The organism is Microbacterium sp. NPDC080005, assembly GCF_040702445.1.
Lineage (GTDB): Bacteria > Actinomycetota > Actinomycetes > Actinomycetales > Microbacteriaceae > Microbacterium > Microbacterium oleivorans_D.
Window position 1 is genome coordinate 558756 of the sequence record NZ_JBFBLD010000002.1, and the last position, 20818, is coordinate 579573.

At 70.0% G+C, this 20818-nt stretch carries 16 protein-coding genes; 4 read left to right on the forward strand and 12 right to left on the reverse strand.

Translation table 11 applies throughout. The features are described from left to right. Window positions 1-19: 19 nt before the first annotated feature. Genes AB0259_RS09460 through iolC form a run of 6 tightly spaced genes read right to left on the reverse strand, consistent with a single transcriptional unit; the run spans window position 20 to window position 7221 of the window. Window positions 20-937, reverse strand: coding sequence for a sugar phosphate isomerase/epimerase (locus AB0259_RS09460; protein WP_366222056.1), 918 nt, complete (start codon window positions 935-937; stop codon window positions 20-22). After that, the gene (gene iolD / locus AB0259_RS09465) at window positions 934-2859 is read right to left on the reverse strand and encodes a 3D-(3,5/4)-trihydroxycyclohexane-1,2-dione acylhydrolase (decyclizing) (RefSeq protein WP_366222054.1); all 1926 of its coding nucleotides are present in this window, start codon (window positions 2857-2859) and stop codon (window positions 934-936) included. Before iolD ends, AB0259_RS09460 begins: the two co-directional genes overlap by 4 nt. Then, entirely contained in the window at window positions 2859-3767 is a 909-nt protein-coding gene (gene iolB, locus AB0259_RS09470; RefSeq protein ID WP_366222053.1) for a 5-deoxy-glucuronate isomerase, read from the reverse strand. Before iolB ends, iolD begins: the two co-directional genes overlap by 1 nt. A 39-nt stretch (window positions 3768-3806) precedes the next feature. Then, complete coding sequence (locus tag AB0259_RS09475; RefSeq protein ID WP_366222051.1) at window positions 3807-5348, reverse strand: CoA-acylating methylmalonate-semialdehyde dehydrogenase; 1542 nt, start codon at window positions 5346-5348, stop codon at window positions 3807-3809. Next, the gene (locus tag AB0259_RS09480; protein WP_366222050.1) at window positions 5345-6262 is read right to left on the reverse strand and encodes a deoxyribose-phosphate aldolase; all 918 of its coding nucleotides are present in this window, start codon (window positions 6260-6262) and stop codon (window positions 5345-5347) included. The genes AB0259_RS09475 and AB0259_RS09480 overlap by 4 nt, the downstream gene beginning before the upstream one ends. Beyond that, entirely contained in the window at window positions 6259-7221 is a 963-nt protein-coding gene (gene iolC, locus AB0259_RS09485) for a 5-dehydro-2-deoxygluconokinase (RefSeq protein WP_251577618.1), read from the reverse strand. Before iolC ends, AB0259_RS09480 begins: the two co-directional genes overlap by 4 nt. A gap of 151 nt (window positions 7222-7372) precedes the next feature. Between iolC and AB0259_RS09490 the strand changes: the two genes are divergently transcribed. Beyond that, window positions 7373-8134 (forward strand): GntR family transcriptional regulator, encoded by a 762-nt coding sequence (locus tag AB0259_RS09490; RefSeq protein ID WP_251578971.1) that lies wholly within the window; start codon window positions 7373-7375, stop codon window positions 8132-8134. A gap of 14 nt (window positions 8135-8148) precedes the next feature. On the opposite strand, the gene AB0259_RS09495 is transcribed toward AB0259_RS09490, so the two are convergent. Together AB0259_RS09495 and AB0259_RS09500 are read right to left on the reverse strand one after the other, a co-directional pair. Beyond that, a complete protein-coding gene (locus tag AB0259_RS09495; protein ID WP_366222049.1) occupies window positions 8149-9471 on the reverse strand; it encodes a CotH kinase family protein in 1323 nt (440 codons plus the stop codon). A gap of 62 nt (window positions 9472-9533) precedes the next feature. Next, window positions 9534-10697, reverse strand: coding sequence for an acyl-CoA dehydrogenase family protein (locus tag AB0259_RS09500; protein WP_251577614.1), 1164 nt, complete (start codon window positions 10695-10697; stop codon window positions 9534-9536). Between the two features lie 195 nt (window positions 10698-10892). On the opposite strand from AB0259_RS09500, the gene AB0259_RS09505 reads away from it, so the two are divergent. After that, window positions 10893-11768 (forward strand): AraC family transcriptional regulator, encoded by an 876-nt coding sequence (locus tag AB0259_RS09505; protein WP_366222048.1) that lies wholly within the window; start codon window positions 10893-10895, stop codon window positions 11766-11768. Here the strand turns inward: AB0259_RS09505 and AB0259_RS09510 are convergent. After that, a complete protein-coding gene (locus tag AB0259_RS09510; protein WP_240741267.1) occupies window positions 11759-12709 on the reverse strand; it encodes a M15 family metallopeptidase in 951 nt (316 codons plus the stop codon). The genes AB0259_RS09505 and AB0259_RS09510 overlap by 10 nt on opposite strands. A 96-nt stretch (window positions 12710-12805) precedes the next feature. Here AB0259_RS09510 and AB0259_RS09515 point away from each other — a divergent pair, with 96 nt between their 5' ends. Further along, window positions 12806-13867, forward strand: coding sequence for an Rv2578c family radical SAM protein (locus tag AB0259_RS09515; protein ID WP_366222047.1), 1062 nt, complete (start codon window positions 12806-12808; stop codon window positions 13865-13867). 1 nt (window position 13868) lies between these two features. Here the strand turns inward: AB0259_RS09515 and AB0259_RS09520 are convergent, their stop codons facing one another. Next, the gene (locus AB0259_RS09520; RefSeq protein ID WP_366222046.1) at window positions 13869-14294 is read right to left on the reverse strand and encodes a GNAT family acetyltransferase; all 426 of its coding nucleotides are present in this window, start codon (window positions 14292-14294) and stop codon (window positions 13869-13871) included. A gap of 21 nt (window positions 14295-14315) precedes the next feature. Beyond that, entirely contained in the window at window positions 14316-16358 is a 2043-nt protein-coding gene (locus AB0259_RS09525; RefSeq protein ID WP_366222045.1) for a DEAD/DEAH box helicase, read from the reverse strand. 233 nt (window positions 16359-16591) lie between these two features. Here AB0259_RS09525 and AB0259_RS09530 point away from each other — a divergent pair, with 233 nt between their 5' ends. Next, window positions 16592-17494 carry an aldose 1-epimerase family protein gene (locus AB0259_RS09530; RefSeq protein WP_366222043.1) on the forward strand — a complete coding sequence of 301 codons (903 nt, stop codon included), beginning with the start codon at window positions 16592-16594 and terminating at the stop codon, window positions 17492-17494. 3 nt (window positions 17495-17497) lie between these two features. On the opposite strand, the gene AB0259_RS09535 is transcribed toward AB0259_RS09530, so the two are convergent. Further along, the gene (locus AB0259_RS09535; protein ID WP_366222042.1) at window positions 17498-20779 is read right to left on the reverse strand and encodes an efflux RND transporter permease subunit; all 3282 of its coding nucleotides are present in this window, start codon (window positions 20777-20779) and stop codon (window positions 17498-17500) included. Window positions 20780-20818 lie beyond the last annotated feature (39 nt).

Consider the following 20818-nt stretch of genomic DNA (forward strand, 5'->3'; position numbering starts at 1 on the left):
GTCGAGAGAGGGAGAGGGGTCACACCCACGCGCGCAGCGCGTCGCGGTTCGTGATCTGGTCGGCGGAGCGGGCCGTGACGAAGGCGTCGAGCGCGACGTCGGGTCCGTTGAGGACATCCTGCTCGACGACGACCCACCCCTCGTAGCCGCGAGCATCGAGGGCGGACATCACGGCGCCGAGGTCGATGTCGCCCTGGCCGAAGGCGACGAAGGATCCACCCGACCAGACCTCCGGCATCCCGCCGCCGGCCGCCAGCACTCGCCGCAGGGCGGCGAGGTCGACGTCCTTGAGGTGCAGGTGGTTGATGCGGTCGCCCCAGCGCTCGACGGCGGCGAGCGGGTCACCACCGGCGATGAACAGGTGCCCGGTGTCGAGGGTGAGATCGACGTCGGTGTCGGCGAGGAAGCGGTCGATCTCGTCGGGGGACTCGACGAAGGTCCCCGCGTGGTGGTGGAACGTCGGCTCGAAACCGGCGTCCCGCACGATGCCCGCGGCACGCGCGACGTTGTCGGTCAGGCGGCCCCAGGCATCCGCGTCGAGAGCGTCGACCTCGGCGCCGCGACCGGGGGCACCGCGGCGGAGCGACGACCCGTCGTCTGCGAGCGTCGGCAGCGGCAACGGGCCTGTGCCCGCATCGGCGCCGACCGAGAACTGACGGAGCGCGGCGCGCAGGTCGGGAAGAGCCGCCGCGAAGGCCTCGTCATCCGAGAACGGCAGCTGCACCCAGCCGCCGGCGAGGCCCAGGCCGAAGCGCTCGAGCCGGGCACGCAGCGCCGCGTCCTGACCGAGGAAGCCGAGCGGCCCGAGGTCGATCCCGGCGTAGTCCGTCTCGGCGAGGACCTCCATCATCGCGTCGGGCGAGATCGTCTCGGCGCCCTCCGGGGTCAGCTCGAACACACCGAAGCTGACGGGCGCGCCGGCGACCGCCGCCCTCATCGGGCGCCACCGCCCAGGAGCGGGCGCTGTGCGGCGCGTTCGCCGACGTAGGCGTCGCGGGCCTGCTGCGTGGATTCGATGGTCGACACCTCCGGGACGGGCACGTCCCACCACCCGGCATTGTCGGGGGCGTAGACGAGGGGATCGCTGTTGATGTGGATGAACGTCGACCGATCGGAGGCCTTCGCGGCGGCGACCGCAGCGGTCAGGTCAGCCGCGGCATCCGGTCCCTCCGCGATCTCGACGACGTCGAGACCGTAGCTGCGGGCGTTCATGGCGAGGTCGACGGGGAGGACGTCGCCGCCCTGGAAGTTCTTCGCAGCGGGGTCGTAGGCGCGGTACTGCGTGCCGAAGCGCTGCGAGCCGACCGTTTCGGAGAGGTGGCCGATCGAGGCGAAGCCGTGGTTCTGGATCAGCACGACGATGATCTTGATGCCCTCGGCGACCGCGGTGACGAGCTCGCTGTTGAGCATGAGGTACGACCCGTCGCCGACCATCACGACGACGTCGCGGTCGTCGCCGGCCGCCTCGAGACCGCGCTTGGCGCCGAGACCGCCGGCGATCTCGTAGCCCATGCACGAGAAGGCGTACTCGACGTGGTACCCGAGCGGGTCGCGCACGCGCCACAGCTTGTGGAGGTCGCCCGGGAGCGATCCCGCCGCCTGCACGATGACGTCACGCGGGTCGGTGGCGGCGTGCACGGCGTGGATGATCTCGGGCTGGCCCGGTCGGTCCGCGCCCGACGGGGCGAAGGCGCGGTCGACGATCTCGTCCCACTCCGCCTTCTGCCGGGCGATCTGCTCGGCGTGGTCGGCCGCGACGCGGAAACCCTCGAGCTCCCGGCTCAGCGCGACGAGCGCCTCGCGCGCATCGGCGATCACCGGCAGCTCGGAGCCGTGCTTGTAGGCGTCGAAGGCGGCGACGTTGATGTTGACGAAGACGACGTCCGGGTTCTGGAACGCGGTCCGCGACGCCGTCGTGAAGTCGCTGTACCGGGTGCCGATCCCGATGACGACGTCGGCCTCGGCTGCGAGACGGTTGGCCGCGAGCGACCCGGTCGCCCCGACGCCGCCGAGGTACTGCGGGTGGTCCCAGGCGAGGGATCCGCCGCCCGCCTGCGTCGTGCCGACGGGGATGCCGGTGGCCTCCACGAACGCGCGGAGCTGCTCCTCGGCCTCGGAGTAGATGACCCCGCCACCGGCGACGATGAAGGGCCGCTTCGCCGAACGGATCGCGGCGACCGCGCGCTCGAGCGGCCCGCGCTCCGGCAGCGGACGGCGGATGTGCCACTCGCGGTCCTGCAGGAACTCGATCGGGACGTCAAGCGCCTCGGCCTGCACGTCCTCGGGGAGGGCGATCGTGACGGCGCCGGTCTCGGCCGGGTCGGTGAGCACGCGCATCGCCGCGAGGGCGATGGAGTAGAGCTGCTCCGGGCGCTGCACGCGATCGAAGAACTTCGAGAGCGGGCGGAACGCGTCGTTGACGGTGAGTCCGATGTCCCACGGCTGCTCGAGCTGCTGCAGCACGGGGTCGGCGACGCGCGTCGCGAACGTATCGCTCGGCAGGAGCAGGGCGGGAAGGCGGTTCGTCGTCGCGAGCGCTGCTCCCGTGAGCATGTTGGCCGCGCCGGGACCGACGGACGCCGCGGCCGCATACGTGCCACGACGGCGGTGCATCCGCGCGTAGCCGACGGCCTGGTGCACCATCGCCTGCTCGTTGCGGGCCTGGTGATACGGCATGAGGTCGGGGTCGTGCACGTTCAGCTGCGTGAGCGCCTGACCGATGCCGGCGACGTTGCCATGACCGAAGATGCCGAAGACACCGGGGATCGTGCGCTCACGCACGTCGCCGTCGACGGTCCACTGATGGGCCAGGAACTCGATGAGCGCCTGGCTGACCGTCATCCGCTTCGTCTCTGCCATCAGGATCGGCCTTCCTCGGTCGGGTACGGAAGTCGCGGATCGGTGCCCTGATCCGCCCAGGTGTCACGGACCCACGCGTGGGCGGGGTCGTCGCTGATGAGCCATGCCCGGTCGGGGTCGGGCCCGGCCATGACGTTCAGGTAGTAGAGGTCGTACCCGGGCGCGGCGACGGCGGGCCCGTGGTACCCGTAGGGCACGAGGGCGATGTCGCCCGTGCGCACCATCGCGGTGATGTCGATCTCACCCGCGGGCGACGAGTAGGTGCTGAACATGCCGAACGCCCCGTCGGGGGATGCCGTGGACCCTGCCACCGGCGCGGACTCGAAGTAGTAGATCTCCTCGAGGCGCGACTCGTGTCCCGGGACGTGCTCGTCGTGCTTGTGCGGCGGGTACGACGACCAGTTGTCAGCGGGCGTGATGACCTCGCAGACGATCAGGCGGTCGGCATCCAGGGCCTGCGGCGTCCCGAAGTTGTGCACCTGACGGCTCGACGATCCTGCTCCGCGGAGCTCGACCGGCGTCTCCGCGGCGGCGATGTGGCGCCAGGGGTGACGGACGGATGCCGGGGCCTCCGCGACGGCCACGCGGCCGAGGCCCGTGAGGGTCGCCGTGCGACCGACCGGCAGGTAGAGCACGTCCGTCGGGCCGTCGAAGACCGACCGCCGGCCCCGCAGCGTCGTCCGCTCGCGATCGCCCCCCTCGGCGTGGTCGACCTGGAACGAGCCCGCCAGCGGCACGATGATGCGCTCGACGTCGGTCTCGGTCAGCTCGACGACGTCGTCCTGCGCGAGGTCCGCGACGCGGATGCCCGTGTGCTGCCAGCCGGGGGTGTCACGGCCGACGACGCTCTCCCAGCCGTCCGCGGCGAGGTCGCCGCGGCGGTGGAACCAGGTGTTCTCGATGCTCATCTTCGTGCTCTCGGAGGACCGCCGCCCGGCGGCGTGCGATCAGGTGTTCTGGGGGAAGCCGAGGTTGATGCCGCCGTGTTCGCCGGAGGCGCGTGTGGCGGGGTCGAGCCAGCGGCTGGTGATCGCCTTCTCGCGGGTGAAGAAGTCGAACCCGTGGACACCGTACGCTTTCGCGTCGCCGAACAGCGACTTCTTCCACCCGCCGAACGAGTGGTACGCAACGGGGACGGGGATGGGGACGTTGATCCCGATCATCCCGACCTGCACCTCGGTCTGGAACCGGCGCGCGGCGCCGCCGTCGTTCGTGAAGATGGCGGTGCCGTTGCCGAACTCGCCCGAGTTGATGAGGGCGAGGCCCTCGTCGTAGCTGGCGACGCGGACGACGGACAGCACGGGTCCGAAGATCTCCTCCGTGTACGCCTTCGACGTGGTCGGGACGTGGTCCAGGAGGGTGGGGCCGAAGAAGAACCCGTCCTCGTGGCCGGCGACCGTGAAGCCGCGGCCGTCGACGACGACCGTCGCCCCGTCGGCCTCGGCGATGTCGACGTAGGAGGCCACCTTGTCTCGGTGGACGTCGGTGATCAGCGGTCCCATGTCGGGCTCGACGCCGTCCTGACCTGCGCCGTTGCCGATGCGCAGCTTCGCGATGCGCTCGGTGACCTTCGCGATCAGCTCATCCGCGACCGGCTCGACCGCCAGGACCACGCTGATGGCCATGCACCGCTCCCCCGCCGCCCCGAACCCGGCGTTGACGGCCTGGTCGGCGACGAGGTCGAGGTCGGCGTCGGGGAGGACGAGCATGTGGTTCTTCGCCCCACCGAGGGCCTGCACCCGCTTCCCGTTCCGGGAGGCGGTCTCGTAGATGTACTGAGCGATCGGAGTGGACCCGACGAACGAGATCGACTGCACCACCGGGGAGTGCAGCAACCCGTCCACGGCGAGCTTGTCGCCCTGCAACACCGTGAACACCCCCGCCGGCAGGCCCGCCTCCGCCCACAACTCGGCCAGCCACAACGCGGCCGACGGGTCCTTCTCACTCGGCTTCAGCACCACCGCGTTACCCGCGGCGATCGCGATCGGCGCGAACCACAAGGGCACCATCACCGGGAAGTTGAACGGGGAGATGACCCCCACCACGCCGAGAGGCTGCTTGATGGAGAACACATCGACACCGGTCGACGCATTCTCCGAGTACGCACCCTTGATCAGATGCGGGAACCCGGTCGCCAGCTCGACGACCTCCTGACCGCGCAGGATCTCCCCCATCGCATCCGAAACGACCTTGCCGTGCTCGCTCGTGATGAGCTCCGCCAGTTCGGTCTTCCGCGAGTTCAGCAGCTCACGGAACGCGAACAACACACCCTGTCGCTTCGCGATCGAGAACCCCGACCAGACCCGGAAACCGTCTTCCGCGGCGGCGATCGCCTCGTCGATCTCGGCCTGGTCGGCCAGAGCGACCTCGGCCTGCACCGCCCCCGTCGCCGGGTTGTAGACGGGAGCGGTCCGACCACTCCTCGACGCGCGGTGCGCGCCGCCGATCCAGTGGCCGATGACGCGGGTCTGGGTGGAGGGAGTGCTCATGACGGGTCCTTCGTGAGGAGGGAGGAGTGGACGAGTCCGGCGGCGATGTCGACCGCCGCAGCGGTGTCGCCGTCCGGCGGGTAGAGGAGAGTGCGACCGACCGTGAGGCCGCGGACACCGGGGAGGGCGAGCGCGTCCTGCCACGAGGCGAAGGTCTCGTCGGGATCGTCGCCGGAGTCGCCGCCGAGAAGCAGCGTCGGAAGCGTCGTGGCCGCCATGACGCGTTCCATGTCGGGCACGACGGGGAGCTTCATCCACGTGTACGCGCTCGATCCGCCGAGACCCGAGGCGATCGCGACGGAGAGGATGACGGCGTCCGTCGAGAGATCGTTCACGATCCGACTGTCGCTCCACGAGCTCATGAATGGCTCGAGCATGATCGGGATGCCGGCGCCCGCCGCCGCGGTGACCGCCCGCGCCGTCGCCTCGAGGGTCGCCGCGGTCGCCGGATCGGCTAGGTTGATGCGGACGAGAGCCTTCGCGAAGTCGAGATTGGCCGCGACCATCGAGGGGACGTCGTACGCGCCGAAGCGGTCGTCCATCTCGAAGTCCGCGCCGCGGAGTCCGCCGCGATTCATCGACCCGACGACGATCTTGTCGTCGAGCAGACCGAGGGCCGCGAGGTCGTCGATGATGTCGGGCGTGCCGAGGACGCCGTCGACACCCGGCCGGCTGAGTGCGATGGCGAGACGCTCGAGCAGTTCGTGACGGTCGGCCATGGCCGTGGCATCCGCTCCGACAGCCAGAGCTCCGCGGGCGGGATGATCGGCGGCGACGATGAACAGCCGCCCGTCGCCGGAATCGAGGTGCCGACGAGTGCGGCTCGCGACGGCGTGCCGGATCGCCTCGGGGTCGAAGGCGCGCAGCTCCCGCAGTCGCGCGAACGCCTCCTCGGTGATGATCCGATCGCTCATGCCGCGCCCCCCGCGTCCAGAATCGCCTCGACCTCTGCGGTCGTCGGCATCGCCGTCGAACATTCCAGCCGCGATGCGACGATGGCGCCGGCCACGTTCGCGAAGCGCAGGATGCGCTCCAGGTCCCATCCGCTCAGCAGACCGTGGCAGAGCGCTCCGCCGAAGGCGTCCCCCGCCCCGAGCCCGTTGACGACGTCGACGAGGTGCGGCGGAGCCACGACGGTCTCATCACGGGTCTTCGCGAGCACCCCGTCGGGGCCCTGCTTCACGATGGCGAGCTCGATCCCGCGCTCGAGGAGCGCATCCGCGGCGCGCATCGGCTCGGTCTCGCCGACCGCCACCTCGCACTCCTCGCGGTTGCCGACCGCGATGGTGACGTGCTCGAGCGCGGCGGCGACCTGCGCCGTCGCCTCGCCGGGGTCGGGCCAGAACATGGGCCGGTAGTCGAGGTCGAGGATCGTGTGGCGCGCGCGCCCGCGGCGACGCAGCGCGTCGAGCTGCGTGGACCGGCTCGGCTCCTGGCTGAGGCCCGTGACGGTGGACCAGAAGATGGATGCCTCCGTCAGCACGGCATCGGGAAGCTGATCCGGCGTCACCTCCAGGTCGGGGGCCTTCGGCTCGCGGTAGAAGTACAGCGGGAAGTCGTCCGGCGGGAAGATCTCGCACAGGGTGATCGGCGTCTTGTAGGTTCCGTCGACGGTGACGAGGCTCGGGTCGACGTCCAGCCGGTCGAGTTCCGCGCGGAGGTAGCGACCGAACGGGTCGTCACCGACGCGGGACACGAGGGCGACGTCGTGTCCGTACCGCGCCGCGGCGACGGCGACGTTGGCCGCGCTCCCGCCGAGGAACTTGCCGAACGTCGAGACCTCCTCGAGCCCGACACCCGTCTGCAGCGGGTAGATGTCGACGCCGAGTCGTCCGATGGAGAGGACGTCGGGGGCAGCGGCGCGAACGGTCATTCGGCCGAGGTGTCTCGGGTCGCAAACATGTCCTAACAATATCACATAGACAAATCGCGGCACAGGCTCTGCGAGCCGTTAGCCTGGCACGTGATGTTGTCGGTACAAATACCGGCGACACCCGTCATCCATGAGAAGGAGCGTGAGGGCTGTGGTCGATGCCGACACCTATTGGCCCGCCGAACTCTTCGCCGATCTCGATCGGACCGGTCCCGTCCCGCTCTACTTCCAGGTCTCCAGCCGACTCGAGGCCGCGATCCACTCGGGCGCCATCCCCCCGGGCGGGCGGCTCGAGAACGAGATCGCGATCGGACAGCGGTTGGGTCTGTCACGTCCGACGATCCGTCGCGCGATCCAGGAGCTGGTGGACAAGGGCCTGCTCGTGCGGCGTCGGGGCATCGGCACCCAGGTCGTCCAGGGCCAGGTGACCCGTGCGGTCGAGCTGACGAGCCTGTATGAGGACCTGAAGAACACCTCGCACGTGCCCGCGACCCGGGTCCTCGGTCATGAGGTCGTCCCCGCCTCCGAGATCGTCGCGAAGAGCCTCGGCCTCACCCCCGGCGACGAGGTCCTCTTCGTCCGTCGGCAGCGCAGCACCGACGGCGTGCCCGTCGCGGTCCTGGAGAACTACCTGCCGCCCGAGTTCGCGGACATCACCCGCGAACAGCTCGAGGAGCACGGGCTGTACGAGATCTTGCGCGCCCGCGGCGTCACCATCCGCGTCGCGAAGCAGAAGATCGGTGCGCGCAGCGCGCGAGGCGATGAGGGCGAACTGCTCGACATCGACTCCGGCGGCCCCGTCCTCACCATGGAGCGGGTGGCATTCGACGATTCCGGCCGTGCGTTCGAGTATGGTCACCACTGCTACCGCCCCGACCTGTACAGCTTCGAGACGACCCTCGTCGCCAAGTAGTCCGGCGCGCCTCGTCAGGACGATGCCTGGCCGTCGGCGATGGTGTCGAAGGATGCCGAGAGCTCCTCTGCCTCGGCGGTGATGGTGTCGGCGTCCACGAGATCGGTGGCCTGCTCGAGCAGGGTGTCCGCCCAGGTCCGGAGGATCTCCTCCGCCTCACCCGAGCCGTAGAACACCTCGCTGAGCCGTTCGAGCTCGCTCTCGTAGAGGGCGTGGAGATCGTCGTCTGCGAGGAAGCGCGTCGCGAGGATGTTCGAGCCGCCCGGGCCGCCCTGCCCGCGCCTGTCCTCGGGCGCTGGCTCGCCGTCGCGATCCGGCATCGCGCCGTCGCCCGGCATCGCGCCTCCCCCGCCTCCGCCGGCCACCTGCCCACCGGCGCCGCCGCCGTTCGGTGACGCGCCGAACGCGAGGTTCAGATCCCAGTTCACGACGGTCATGAGTCCGGTGTCGGCGTCGTACGCGAGGTAGGAGTTGTTCCCGGGACCGTCGATGTCGTCGAAGTTGTCCACGAGGTCCTGGAAGGCGAGGTACGTCGCGAAGGCGTCTACGTCGAGGTGCTCCGACAGCTCGTCGGCGAACGTCGCGTCATCCGATTCGTTGATGAACTCGAGGAAGTCGATGAGGGGCGTGAGGTCATCCTCGCCCGCCTCCTGGTCGAAGACATCGGTGTAGGAGTCCGGGTCGTCACCTCGATAGGAGTAGTCTCCGCCGGACTCCGCCTTGTAGAGCGCCGTGGCGCCGACCGTCGATTCGTTCCAGCTGTCGCTCGGATTCTCGATGACCAGTCGCAGCGACGTGGAGCCGCCGATCGTGAACCGTGTGGCGGCGGCCTGCTCGCTGGCGAGGCCCGTCAGGTCCAGCAGATCCAGCGCGACCGCTTCGTTCAGCGACGCCTCCGAGCTGTTGCCGCGGACGACGAACTCCGTGATGCCCTCGTGCTCCTGACCGTCGACGAACTTGTCGAGCCGGATGACCCACGGGATCGTGCTGGGGTCGTCGTCGCTCGAGACGCCCCGCAGCGACGAGTTGCCCTTCAGTTTCAGACCGGAACCCTCGTAGACCTCGCCGTCGATCGAGACGGAGACCTCGATCCACTCCTTCTCGCCCGTGCTCTCGTAGGTGTCGAGCAGTCCCGCGAGCACGTCGGGATCCACGTCGACCGAGATCTCGTGCACCTCGGTGGCGTCCCAGAAGCTCACCGTCGACGCCGACGCAGCGGATGTGTCGGAGGTCGCCCCGTCATCCTCTGCGGACGGGGCGACGCAGCCCGCGAGGACGACGGCGCCGATGGAGACGAGGGCGAGGGAGAGCGTGAGGCGGAAGTGTCGAGTGCGCATCCGCCGATCACACCCGGCGGTCATTAACCGCGGCTAAGGCGCGGGTAGGGACAGCCTTCGCGTCAGCGCTTGCCGGCGATCCGGCGCGACACGATGTCGCGCATGATCTCGTTCGTGCCCCCGTAGATGCGGTGCACGCGGGCGTCGAGGAAGGCGCGCGCGATCGGGTACTCCATGATGTAGCCGTAGCCGCCGTGGAGCTGCACGCATGCGTCGAGCACCTCCCACTCGCGCTCGGTGGCCCAGAACTTCACCTGCGCGGCATCCTCGGCGGACAGCTTGTTCTCGCCGTAGAGCGTGATCGCGCGGTCGACGTAGGCCCACAGGGCGTCGACCGTGGTCACGAGGTCGGCCATCGTGAAGCGCGTGTTCTGGAAGTCGATGATCCGCTGGCCGAACGCCTCGCGGTCCTTCGTGTAGGCGATGGTCCACTCCACGCCCGCCTGCGCGGCGGCCGCGCCGGCGACACCGATCGACAGCCGCTCGAGCGGCAGGTTCAGCATGAGCTGGACGAAGCCCTTGCCCTCCTCGCCGCCGATGAGGTTCTCGTCGGGCACGAAGACGTCGGTGAAGCTGAGCTCGGCGGTGTCGTGGCCGTGGAAGCCCATCTTGTGCAGTTTCTTGCCGTGATCGAAGCCGGCCATCTCCGCTTCGAGCAGGAGGAGCGAGAAGGCGTCGGGGCGGTTCCCTTCCCCGGTCTTCACGAACACGACGAAGATGTCGGCCGTCGCTCCCGATGAGATGAAGGTCTTCGCGCCGTTGACGATGTAGCCGCCGTCGGTCTTCTTCGCCGTCGTCGAGATGCCCCGAAGGTCGGACCCTGCGCCGGGCTCGGTCATGGCGAGCGCACCGATGATCTCACCGGTGGCCATCCGCGGCAGCCACTTCTGCTTCTGCTCCTGAGTGCCCATGTGCACGAGGTACGGCACCGCGAGGTCGTCCTGGATGCCGAAGGCACCGGCGAGCGAGCCGGCACCGGCGCGGATGACCTCCTCGTTCACGATCGTGCGGAACCGGTAGTCCTGCAGCATCCCCGCGCCGCCGAACTCCTCGGGAACGCTCAGCCCGATGACACCCGCGTCACCGGCGGCGCGCATCGTCGCGCGGTCGATCTCGCCGGCGGCATCCCACTGTTCGCGCTTCTCGTTCGTGACGTAGCGCTTGATGAACTCCTTGACGACGTCGCGGAATGCTTCGTGGTCCTCGTCGTAGATGTTCCGCTCCATGTGCGGACCCCCTTCGTGTCGGCGCGACGCTGCGCTCGTGGGCGGCGTCGCCACGATCCACTGTACGCGCGCCGTGGGATCGGATGCCAGGGCGAGTGCGACTGAGTTCCGCCGAGCGTCAGCCGACTTTTCCGGTCCGGAGAAGTCGGGCGCCGGATCGGCGACAGGATGAGGGTGGATGCCGGAGGGAGAACCGTGATCACCGCACTCACCCGTCTCGTCGAACACATCGAGGCGCATCTCGGCGAAGAGCTCGACGTCGCCGCCGTGGCCCGCGCGCACGGCACGACCGAGTACCACCTGCGACGGATGTTCTCGTCGCTGGCGGGGATGCCGCTGTCGGAGTACGTCCGGCGACGGCGCATGACGGTGGCCGCGGGCGACCTCGTCGGCGACGAGGAACTCCTGACCATCGCGGTGCGCCACGGGTACGGCTCGACAGAGGCCTTCTCTCGGGCGTTCCAGGCGGTGCACGGCATCGCCCCCGCCGCGGTGCGACGCAACGGTGGCCCCCTCCGCACACAACCGCAGCTCAGGTTCCGCCTGACCGTAGAAGGGAGCATCCCCATGGACACCCGCATCATCGACCGGCCCGCGTTCCGCCTCGTCGGCCACGCCGCCCGCGTGCCCCTCGTGCATCGCGGCGCGAACCCCGCCATCCAGGCGCACATCGCGGCCCTCCCCGTGTCGGAGCACGCACGGCTGAAAGGGTTGAGCGACACCGAGCCGGCAGGCCTGCTGCAGGTGAGCGCGGACGTCGACCCGGACTACACCGAAGGAAGCGAGCTGACCTACCTGCACGGCGTGGCGCGCGCGGGGAACAGTCCGACTTTCGACGACCTCGACGTCATCGACGTCCCTGCCGGGACGTGGGCCGTGTTCCGCACCAGCGGCGCCTACCCTGATGCGCTGCAGACGACGTGGGCCTCGACGGCGACCGACTGGTTCCCCGCGAACCCGTGGCGGCTACGTCCCGGCCCGTCGATCGTGTCGGTGCTCGATCGGGCGGACGACTTCTCGACGGCGACGTGCGAGCTCTGGCTGCCGGTGGAGCGCGAGCGTCAGCCGTAGTCGGGGGCGGGCTCGAGCCCGAAGAACTCCTCGAGGGTGTGGAAACCGCCGTCGTGATAGGCGCCCGCCAGCTCGCGCCCGACGAACCTCAGGTGCCACGGCTCGGCGGAGTATCCCGTCGTCTCGGTGTGTCCGTCCTCGTACCGGACGATGAAGCCGTAGCGCCAGGCGTTGGCGGCGATCCAGTCCGATTGCGCCGTGCCGCCGAAGCCGTCGTGGTCGCCGCACCCGGAGTCGCACGCCACGACGTCCACAGCGAGCCCTGTCTGATGCTCGCTGTGGCCGGGGCGTGCGCTCCGGAGGTCGGCCGCCGCCTTGCCGCGCATCGCGACGTAGCGGTTGTAGGTGTCGACCTGGAAGTCGTAGGGGCGGAATCCGCTGCTCACACCGATGCTGCCCGCTGCGTCCCTCACATCGGCTGAGAGCTCGTCCAGCGCTTCCGCCGTCTGGTCGAGCAGCCATCCCCCCGCGATGATCCGGGTGTCCTGCGGACGTGCCTGAGGGGTCGGCCAGTAGTCGACCGGGTTCAGCGGATGCCGCTTGTTGGCGACCACCCAGATGCGCCCTGCCTCGTGCAGGTCGACGCACGGAGCGTCGCCCTCGGCGATCGCGGCGCGGAACTGCTCGGCTCCCCCGAACGCGGCGATCACGTCGCGGTCGGAACCATCCTCGAGCGCGGCGGCGACGGCATCCGTCTCGCACAGCGGGGTCTCCACCTCGGGCACCGGCGGTGTCGACGTGGGTGTCGCGGCGGGCGCGGGCGATGACGGAACCGGAGCGGATGCCGGCTCGGCCGCGGCGTCGGCGGGCGTGAGAGCGCGAGGGAGGATCACGACGAGCGCGGCGATCACCGCGGTGACCAGGCCCAGCAGGACCAGTGCGCGACGCTGGCGGCGCCGACGGAGCACCCGCCGCCGGGCGGCGCTCCTCGACTCTGACACGACACCATTGTTCCAGCCGACCCGCCGTGTCCTCGATGTTCTAGACAGCCGGGCGCGCCGTTGACGCATCATCGAATGTGTGTTCGACTGGGATTCATGCGGTGGCAGGGGCAGGATATCTCGACGGTCGACGACGCCGCCCTGCCCGGCCTCGAGTCCATGGGCGGTCTCGTCCGCTCGGTGACGACGCCGGAGTTCGCCGGGATGACGTTCCACGAGGTGGTCGCGAAGTCCGCCCTCAATCACGTGCCGAGTGGTTCCGCGATGCCGTTCTCGTGGACGGTGAACCCCTATCGCGGCTGCTCGCACGCGTGCACGTACTGCTTCGCCCGCAACACGCACACGTACCTCGACCTCGACGCGGGCGCCGACTTCGATTCGCAGATCGTCGTGAAGGTCAACGTCGCAGATGTGCTCGCCCGCGAGCTCGCCAAAGCGTCCTGGCGGCGCGAACCGGTCGCCCTCGGCACGAACACCGACCCCTATCAGCGGGCCGAGGGGCGTTACCGGCTGATGCCGGGCATCATCGATGCGCTCACCTCCAGCGGCACGCCGTTCTCGATCCTCACGAAGGGCACGCTGCTGCGACGCGACCTGCCTCAGCTGACGGATGCCGCGACCCGCGTCCCGATCCACATCGCCATGTCGATCGCGATCCCCCACGAATCGCTGCGCCAGCTGCTCGAGCCCGGCGCGCCGTCCTTCCAGGCGAGGCTCGACACGGTGAAGGCAGCGACGGACGCCGGATTCTCCGTGACGGTGTTCCTCATGCCGATCGTGCCGCACCTGACCGACGGAGTCGACGTCCTCGACGACGCGATCGGTCGGATCGCCGCATCCGGCGCTCGACGGGTCGTCTTCGGGGCCCTGCACCTGCGGCCGGGGGCGAAGGAATGGTTCTGGCAGTGGCTGGAACGCGAGTGCCCCGACCTCGTGCCCGCGTACCGCGGACTGTATCCGGGGGTCTCCGTCTCGGCACCGAAGGGCTACCGCTCGTGGCTGTCCGCGCGGGTGCGTCCACTGCTGCGTCGACACGGACTGCACGGCAGGCTCGAGGAGGAGGACGTCCCGCCGCGCGGCGGACCGGGTCCCGTGCGCGCCACGGGGCCGGTCATGAAGACCGCGACGCGCGAGCAGGCCGCGGCGATGCTCTTCTGACTCAGTCGTCCGGGATGAGTCGCTTGCCGAGCACCGAGGTCGCGTCCCGGGCGTAGCCGATGGCGTCGTAGAAGTCGGCGACCGCGTCGTTGCCCTCGCGGACCATGAGCATGACCTTCGGACACCCCAGCGTTTCGAGCCGTCGTTCCGCCTCGGCCACCAGCATCCGGCCGATCCCCTCGCCCCGGCGATCGGGAGCCGACGCCAGGTAGTACAACCAGCCGCGGTGCCCGTCGTATCCGGCCATCACCGAGCCGACGACGCGGTCGCCGTCGGAGGCCACCAGGAGCAGCTCGGGCCAGACGGCCCGTGCCCGCGCGATGTCGCGATGCGGGTCGTTCCACGGACGGGTCAGGCCGACTTCGTGCCAGAGGGCGACGACCTGATCGACGTCGGGATCACCGAGGGGGCGGATGACGATCGGCATCCGCCCACCCTAGTGAACCGCTCAGGCGTCGACGTTCGCGGCCTGACGGCCGGTGATCTCCTCGAGGACGTCGTCGCCGACGCGCGCCTCCTCGAACGGCGCGTCGATCTCGGCGCGCTCGAGCATCTCGGTCATGCGCCGGCGACGCTGGCGCGTGATGAGCGTCACGACCGTGCCGGCGCGACCGGCGCGACCCGTGCGACCCGAGCGGTGCGTGTACGTCTTGTACTCGTCGGGGGCGTCGGCCTGCACGACGAGGTCGATGTCGTCGACGTGGATGCCGCGGGCCGCGACGTCGGTCGCGACGAGCACGGTGACCTTGCCGTCGGTCAGGCGCTGCAGGTTGCGCGTGCGCTTGGCCTGGTTGAGGTCGCCGTGGAGGGCGACGGCGGCGATCCCGGCATCCTCGAACTGCTCGACGAGCATCTCGGAGTACGCGCGGGTGCGTGTGAACACCAGCGTCTTGCCGTCACGGTCGACGAGGGAGGTGAGGATCTCGGCCTTGTCGCGGTGGTCGATGACGAGGACGCGGTGGTCGATCGTGCTGGTCTCCTGGGTCTCGCCGGCGACCTCGTAGACGGCCGGGTCGACGAGGAACTCGTCGACCAGCGCCGCGACCTCGCGGTCGAGCGTCGCCGAGAAGAGCAGCTTCTGGGCGTCGTCCTGCACGAGACGGAGGATCCGCTGCATCGGCTCGAGGAAGCCGAGCTCGCTCATGTGGTCGGCCTCGTCGAGGACGACGATCCCGATCTCGGAGAGGTCGAGCTTGCCCTGCTTCTCGAGGTCCTCGATGCGGCCGGGGGTGCCGATCACGATGTCGACGCCCTTCTTGAGCGCACCGACCTGACGACCCTGGGGGACGCCGCCGTAGATCTGCGTCGTGAACAGCCCCACGCTCTGTGCGAGCTCCTGCACCGTACGGTCGATCTGCAGCGCGAGCTCGCGCGTCGGCGCGAGGATCAGCGCCTGCGGTGAGCGACCCCAGGCGCGGCGCTTGCCGGCCTGGCCGCGCAGCACGCGCTCGACGAGCGGCGCACCGAAGGCGATCGTCTTGCCCGAACCGGTGCGACCGCGCGCGAGCACGTCACGGCCCTCGAGGATGGGACGGACGGTGGCCGCCTGGATCGGGAACGGGCTCGTGGCGCCGAGGCCGTCGAGGGTCCGGACGATGTTCTGGCCGAGACCGAGGTCGGCGAACGAGAGCTGCTCGACGGATGCGGCATCCACGGCCTCGGCCTGCAGCCGCTCGTGGACGACGTCGACGTGGTCCTGGTGCGCCTTCGACTTCTCGGCGGCACCCCAATCCGACCGGTTCGGCCGCTCGTCGCGGCGCGGACGGTCGTCGCGGCGCGGACGGTCGTCGAAGCCCCGGGCCGGGCGGCCATTGCCTCGGAGATCCTGTCGGTCACGGCCGTATCCGGCGTCCCGAGGGGCGCGACGATCCGAATCTCCGGAGTTGTTGCCGCGCGACCGGTCGAACCGCGGGCTGTCGTCGCGGCGCGGGCGGTCGTCGAAGGACCGCGCCGGGCGGCCGTAACTCCTCGTGTCCTCGCCGGATCGGCGCGAGTCCGCGCCGCGCGCGGACCGACCCGCAGAATCGGAGGAGTTACGGTCGAACCGCGGGCGGTCATCCCGGCGCGGACGGTCGTCGAACGAGCGCGCGGGGCGCTCGGCGCGGTCGAACGAGCGCGCGGGACGCTCGGCGCGGTCGGAACGCGGCCGGTCGTCGAACGAGCGCGCGGGACGCTCGGTGCGGTCGAAACGCGGCCGGTCGCCGTCGGCGTCGCGGCGCGGGCGGTCGTCGAAGCGACGGTCGCCGCGGGCGTTCGAGCGGATGCCGCGGGCCTCGGCCCGGCCGGCGCGGTCCTGCTCGGTCCAGCGCGCCTTCTGGGGTGCTGCATCGTCGGTCGCGCGGTAGCCGCGGTGCTTCGGGCTCTTACTGCCGGTGGTGCCGGCGGAAGCCTGTCCGGGACGACGCTTGGCGTCCTGGTACGAGGTCTTCTTGCCGTAGCGGGGCTCGAAGTTCTGCGCGCGGCCGCCGGCCGGCTTCTTGTTCTTGGGCATGCGTGTGCTTTCTGGGTTCTCGCACGAAACAGCGCCGTGCGCGCACGCACGGTGAGACCCGGACTTCCGTCGGCCGGGGGCCATTCCAGTTACTGGTTCCGACACCACGGAGCGGGTGTCGGGATCGGCCCCGAGGACTACACAAGATGCCCGCGCACAGCGCGGTGTCCTCCGCCGACTCCCCCACGATACCGGGCCCACCTGGGAACCCGCCGCGCCGATACGCTGACCGCATGACCGCCGACCCCACGGGAACCCGCTTCACCCTCCACGCCGCCGACGTCTCCGCCGAGATCACCGAGGTGGGCGCAGCCCTCCGGGCGCTGCGCGTCGGCGCGGTCGACCTGGTCCCCGACTACCCCGACGACGTGCCGACACCGGCGGCATCCGGGATCGTCCTCGTCCCCTGGCCGAATCGGATCCGCGACGGCCGCTGGGAGGACGACGGCGAGCTGCGCCAGCTCGCGATCACGGAGCCGAAGCTCGGCAACGCGTCGCACGGGCTGCTGCGGTTCACCGCCTACCGCCTCGAGGAGCAGACGGATGCCGCGCTCACCCTGCGCGCAGACGTCGTGCCGCAGACCGGCTACCCGTATCACCTCGACACCCGCGTGACGTACCTGCTCAGCGAGCGCGGCATCCGTGTGACGCACGAGATCCGCAACATCGGCGCGGGCGACGCGCCGGTCGCCCTCGGGACGCACCCCTACTTCCGCATCTCGGATGTCGACACCGCGGACCTGTCCGTGCAGCTCGAGGCGCGCACCTGGTTCCGCCTCGACGACCAGAGCATTCCCGTCGCCGAAGAGCCGCTCGACGCCGAGCACGACCTGCGCGAGCCGCGTCGCGTGGGCGACCTCGCGCTCGACGTGGCCTTCGCGGGTCTTCCCCGCCGGGACGGACGGATCGAGGCGCACCTCGTCGCGCCGGACGGGCGTCGCGTGACCGTCTGGGCGGGCGAGGGGTTCGAGTACATGCAGGTTTTCACGACCGACCGCTTCCCCGGTCACGACCTCGCCGTCGCGATCGAGCCGATGACCGCGCCCGCCGACGCCTTCAACTCCGGACGGAGCCTGCGGCGACTCGCACCCGGCGAGACCTGGTCACTCGAGTGGGGCGCCCACCTCGTCGGCTGAGCCTCAGTCCTCGCGGCGGGGCTCCTCGTCGGACGACGCGGACCACTCGACGGCCGGGATCTCGACGTCCGGGGACTCCTCGATGACGAGCGCCGTGTCCACGGCCGCCGCGCCCGTGACCGCAGCTGCCGACGCGGCCGCATCCCGTCGTGCGCGCCGCGTCAGCGGAGCCTCGCTCGCAACCGCCGCCGCCGATGCCGTGTCACCGCGCTTCGCGGCCCGACGCTCCTTGGCGCCCTCGACGAGGTTGTAGAGCGCGGGCAGCACGAGCAGTGTCAGCACGGTCGACGACACGAGTCCGCCGATCACGACGATCGCGAGCGGCTGCGAGATGAATCCGCCGTGGCCCGTGATGCCGAGGGCCATCGGCGTCAGCGCGAAGATCGTGGCGAGGGCCGTCATGAGGATCGGCCGCAGTCGTCGCGCACCACCGGCGAGGACCGCCTCGGGGGTCGACAACCCCTTCTCGCGGTACTGGTTCACGAGGTCGATGAGCACGATCGCGTTGGTGACGACGATGCCGACGAGCATCAGCACGCCGATGAGCGAGGCGACGCCCAGCGGCACGCCTGAGACGATCTGCAGCAGGATCGCTCCCGTCGCGGCGAACGGCACCGACACCAGGAGCAGCACCGGCTGCCGCAGCGACTTGAAGGTCGCGACCATGACGATGTAGACGATGAGGATCGCCGCGAGGATCGCGAGGCCCAACTGCGCGAATGCGTCCTGCTGCTGCGTGACGACACCGCCGATCTGCGCGTCCGCGCCCTGCGGCAGGTCGACGTCGGCGAGCGCCGCGGTGACGGTCGCGTTCGAGGCGTTCAGGTCGTCGGTGGCCGGGGTGACGGTGACGGATGCCGTGCGCTGACCGCGCTCGCTGGTGATGGACGACGGCCCCTCGGACTGTTCGACCGTCGCGACCTCGTCCAGGCGAACGAGCCCCGACGCGCTCGCGATCTCGAGCCCGCGCAAGTCCTCGATGGTCTGCGGGATGTCGGCGGCTTTCAGGTAGACCGTGAGCGACGCGTCATCGATCTCCACGGTGCCGATCTGCCGGGGCTGCATCGTGTTCGACACGAGCCCGCCGACGGCGACCTCCGAGAGGCCGAGCTCCGCCGCCTTGTCGCGGTCGACCGCGACCGAGACGAACGGGAGGGATGCCGACAGGTTGGAGTCGACCTGCTCGATGCCGCCCGCGTCCGTCAACGCCGCGACGACCGCGTCCGTCGCGTCGCGAAGCACACCGGCGTCCGGCGCGGTCACGTCGACCTCGATGTCGGTCGAGCCGAAGCCGCCCTGCGACGCCGAGACGACGATCTCGCCGGCATCCGGGAGGTCGGTGACGGCCTGCTGCACGTCGGTGCGGATGCGCTCCTGGTCGGCGTCGGGGTCGGTCGTGATCGAGTAGGTGATGCCCGCGCCGCCGCCCGAGAAGGCGTCGCGGAGGGCGGAACCGGTCGAGCCGATGGAGGTCTGCACGGTGTCGATGCCGTCGACGTCGAGCAGGACCTCCTCGACGCGCTCCGCGGCGGCGTCCTGCGTCTCGAGGCTCGCGGTGTCGCCGACGTTCTGCGTGACGGTGAAGGTGTTCTGGCCGGAGTCGCCGAGGAAGTTGACCTTCATGAGCGGAGCGACAGCGATCGTCCCACCGAGGACGACCCCGGCGAGCAGCAGGGTCACCGCCGAGTGGCGCAGCGTCCAGCGCAGCACCGGCAGGTAGGACTGCTGCAGCCGACTCGGCGGAGCGGCGGGGTCCTCGGGGTCGATCGCCCGACCCGCGGCATCCGTCACCGGCTTGCCGGGCCGGAGGAACCAGTACGCGAGGACGGGCACGATCGTCAGCGCGACGAAGAGCGAGGCGAGCATGGCGATCGTGACCGTCAGCGCGAACGGTCGGAACAGCTCGCCGGTGAGGTCGCCGACGAAGGCGATCGGCAGGAAGACGGCGACGGTCGTGAGGGTGGATGCCGTGATCGCCGCCGCGACCTCGCGGACCGCGAGGAGGATCGACTGCAGCTTGTCGGCGGCGCCGACGTAGTGCCGTTTGATGTTCTCGATGACGACGATGGAGTCGTCGACGACGCGACCGATCGCGATCGTGAGCGCGCCCAGCGTGAGGATGTTGAGCGAGTAACCGAACGCCTGGATGCCGATGAAGGTGATCAGCACGCTCGTCGGGATCGAGATCGCCGTGACGAGCGTCGAGCGGACCGACAGCAGGAAGATCAGGATGACGACGACGGCGAAGGCGAGCCCGAGGAGACCCTCCTGTGCGAGCGCCTCGATCGACTGCTCGATGTAGGGGGCCTGGTCGAAGACGACCGTGATGGTCGCGCCGCTGCCGATGTCGTCCTGCAGGGTGTCGATCGAGTCGCGCACGAGGTGCGAGACGTCGACCGTGTTGGCCGCGGGGAGCTTGGTGATCGACACCGTCAGGGCGGGCTCGCCGTCGACGCGCGAGATCGAGGTCACCGGGTCGGTGTCGAGCACGACGTCCGCGACGTCACCGACGGTCACCGCTCCGGCGGCGAACTGGTCGGCGTCCGTGGGGACGAGCGGGAGCGCGGCGATCTCGTCGACCGAGTCGAGCTTCGTTCCGGTCTGGACGGTGAGGGTCTGGTCGCCTTCGTCCACCGTGCCACCGGGGAACAGGACGCCGTTCTGATCGAGGGCGTCCGTGATGGCGGTCTGCGTGTAGCCGGCGGCGGCGAGCTCAGCCTGGTCGGGGGTGATCGTCACCCGCGAGGTCTGTCCGCCGACGATCTGGGCTGCGGCGACTCCGTCGAGGTCCTCGATGTCGGGGACGACGGCGTTCTCGAGACGCGTCTGCACCTCGGTCGCATCCTCGTAGCCGGTGACGGCGAGGGAGATGACGGGGAGGTCGTCGGTCGAGAAGGCGAGCACGCTCGTGTCGAGACCGTCCGGCAGCGTGTCGTCGATGCGGTTGATGGCCTGCAGGATCTTCTGCTCCGCCGTCGCCAGGTTGGTGCCGTAGGCGAAGGATGCCCGGACGATCGACGCATTCGTCGTGCTCGTCGACGACGTGGACTCGAGATCGGGCACGGCCTGGATCGCCTGCTCGATGGGGGTGGAGACGTCGTTGTTCACGACGTCGGGCGATGCGCCGAGATACGTGGTGAGGATCGACAGCTGCGGCAGCTGGATCGGCGGGATGAGCTCCTGCTTGAGGTTCGTGAGGGCGAGCCCGCCGAAGATCGCCGCGACGATCGTGATGAGGGCGATGAGCGCACGGTTCTTGAGGCTCAGGACAGCGAGGTTCGACAACGAAGGCCCATTTCCACGGTGCAGGTGAAGGGTGCAGGG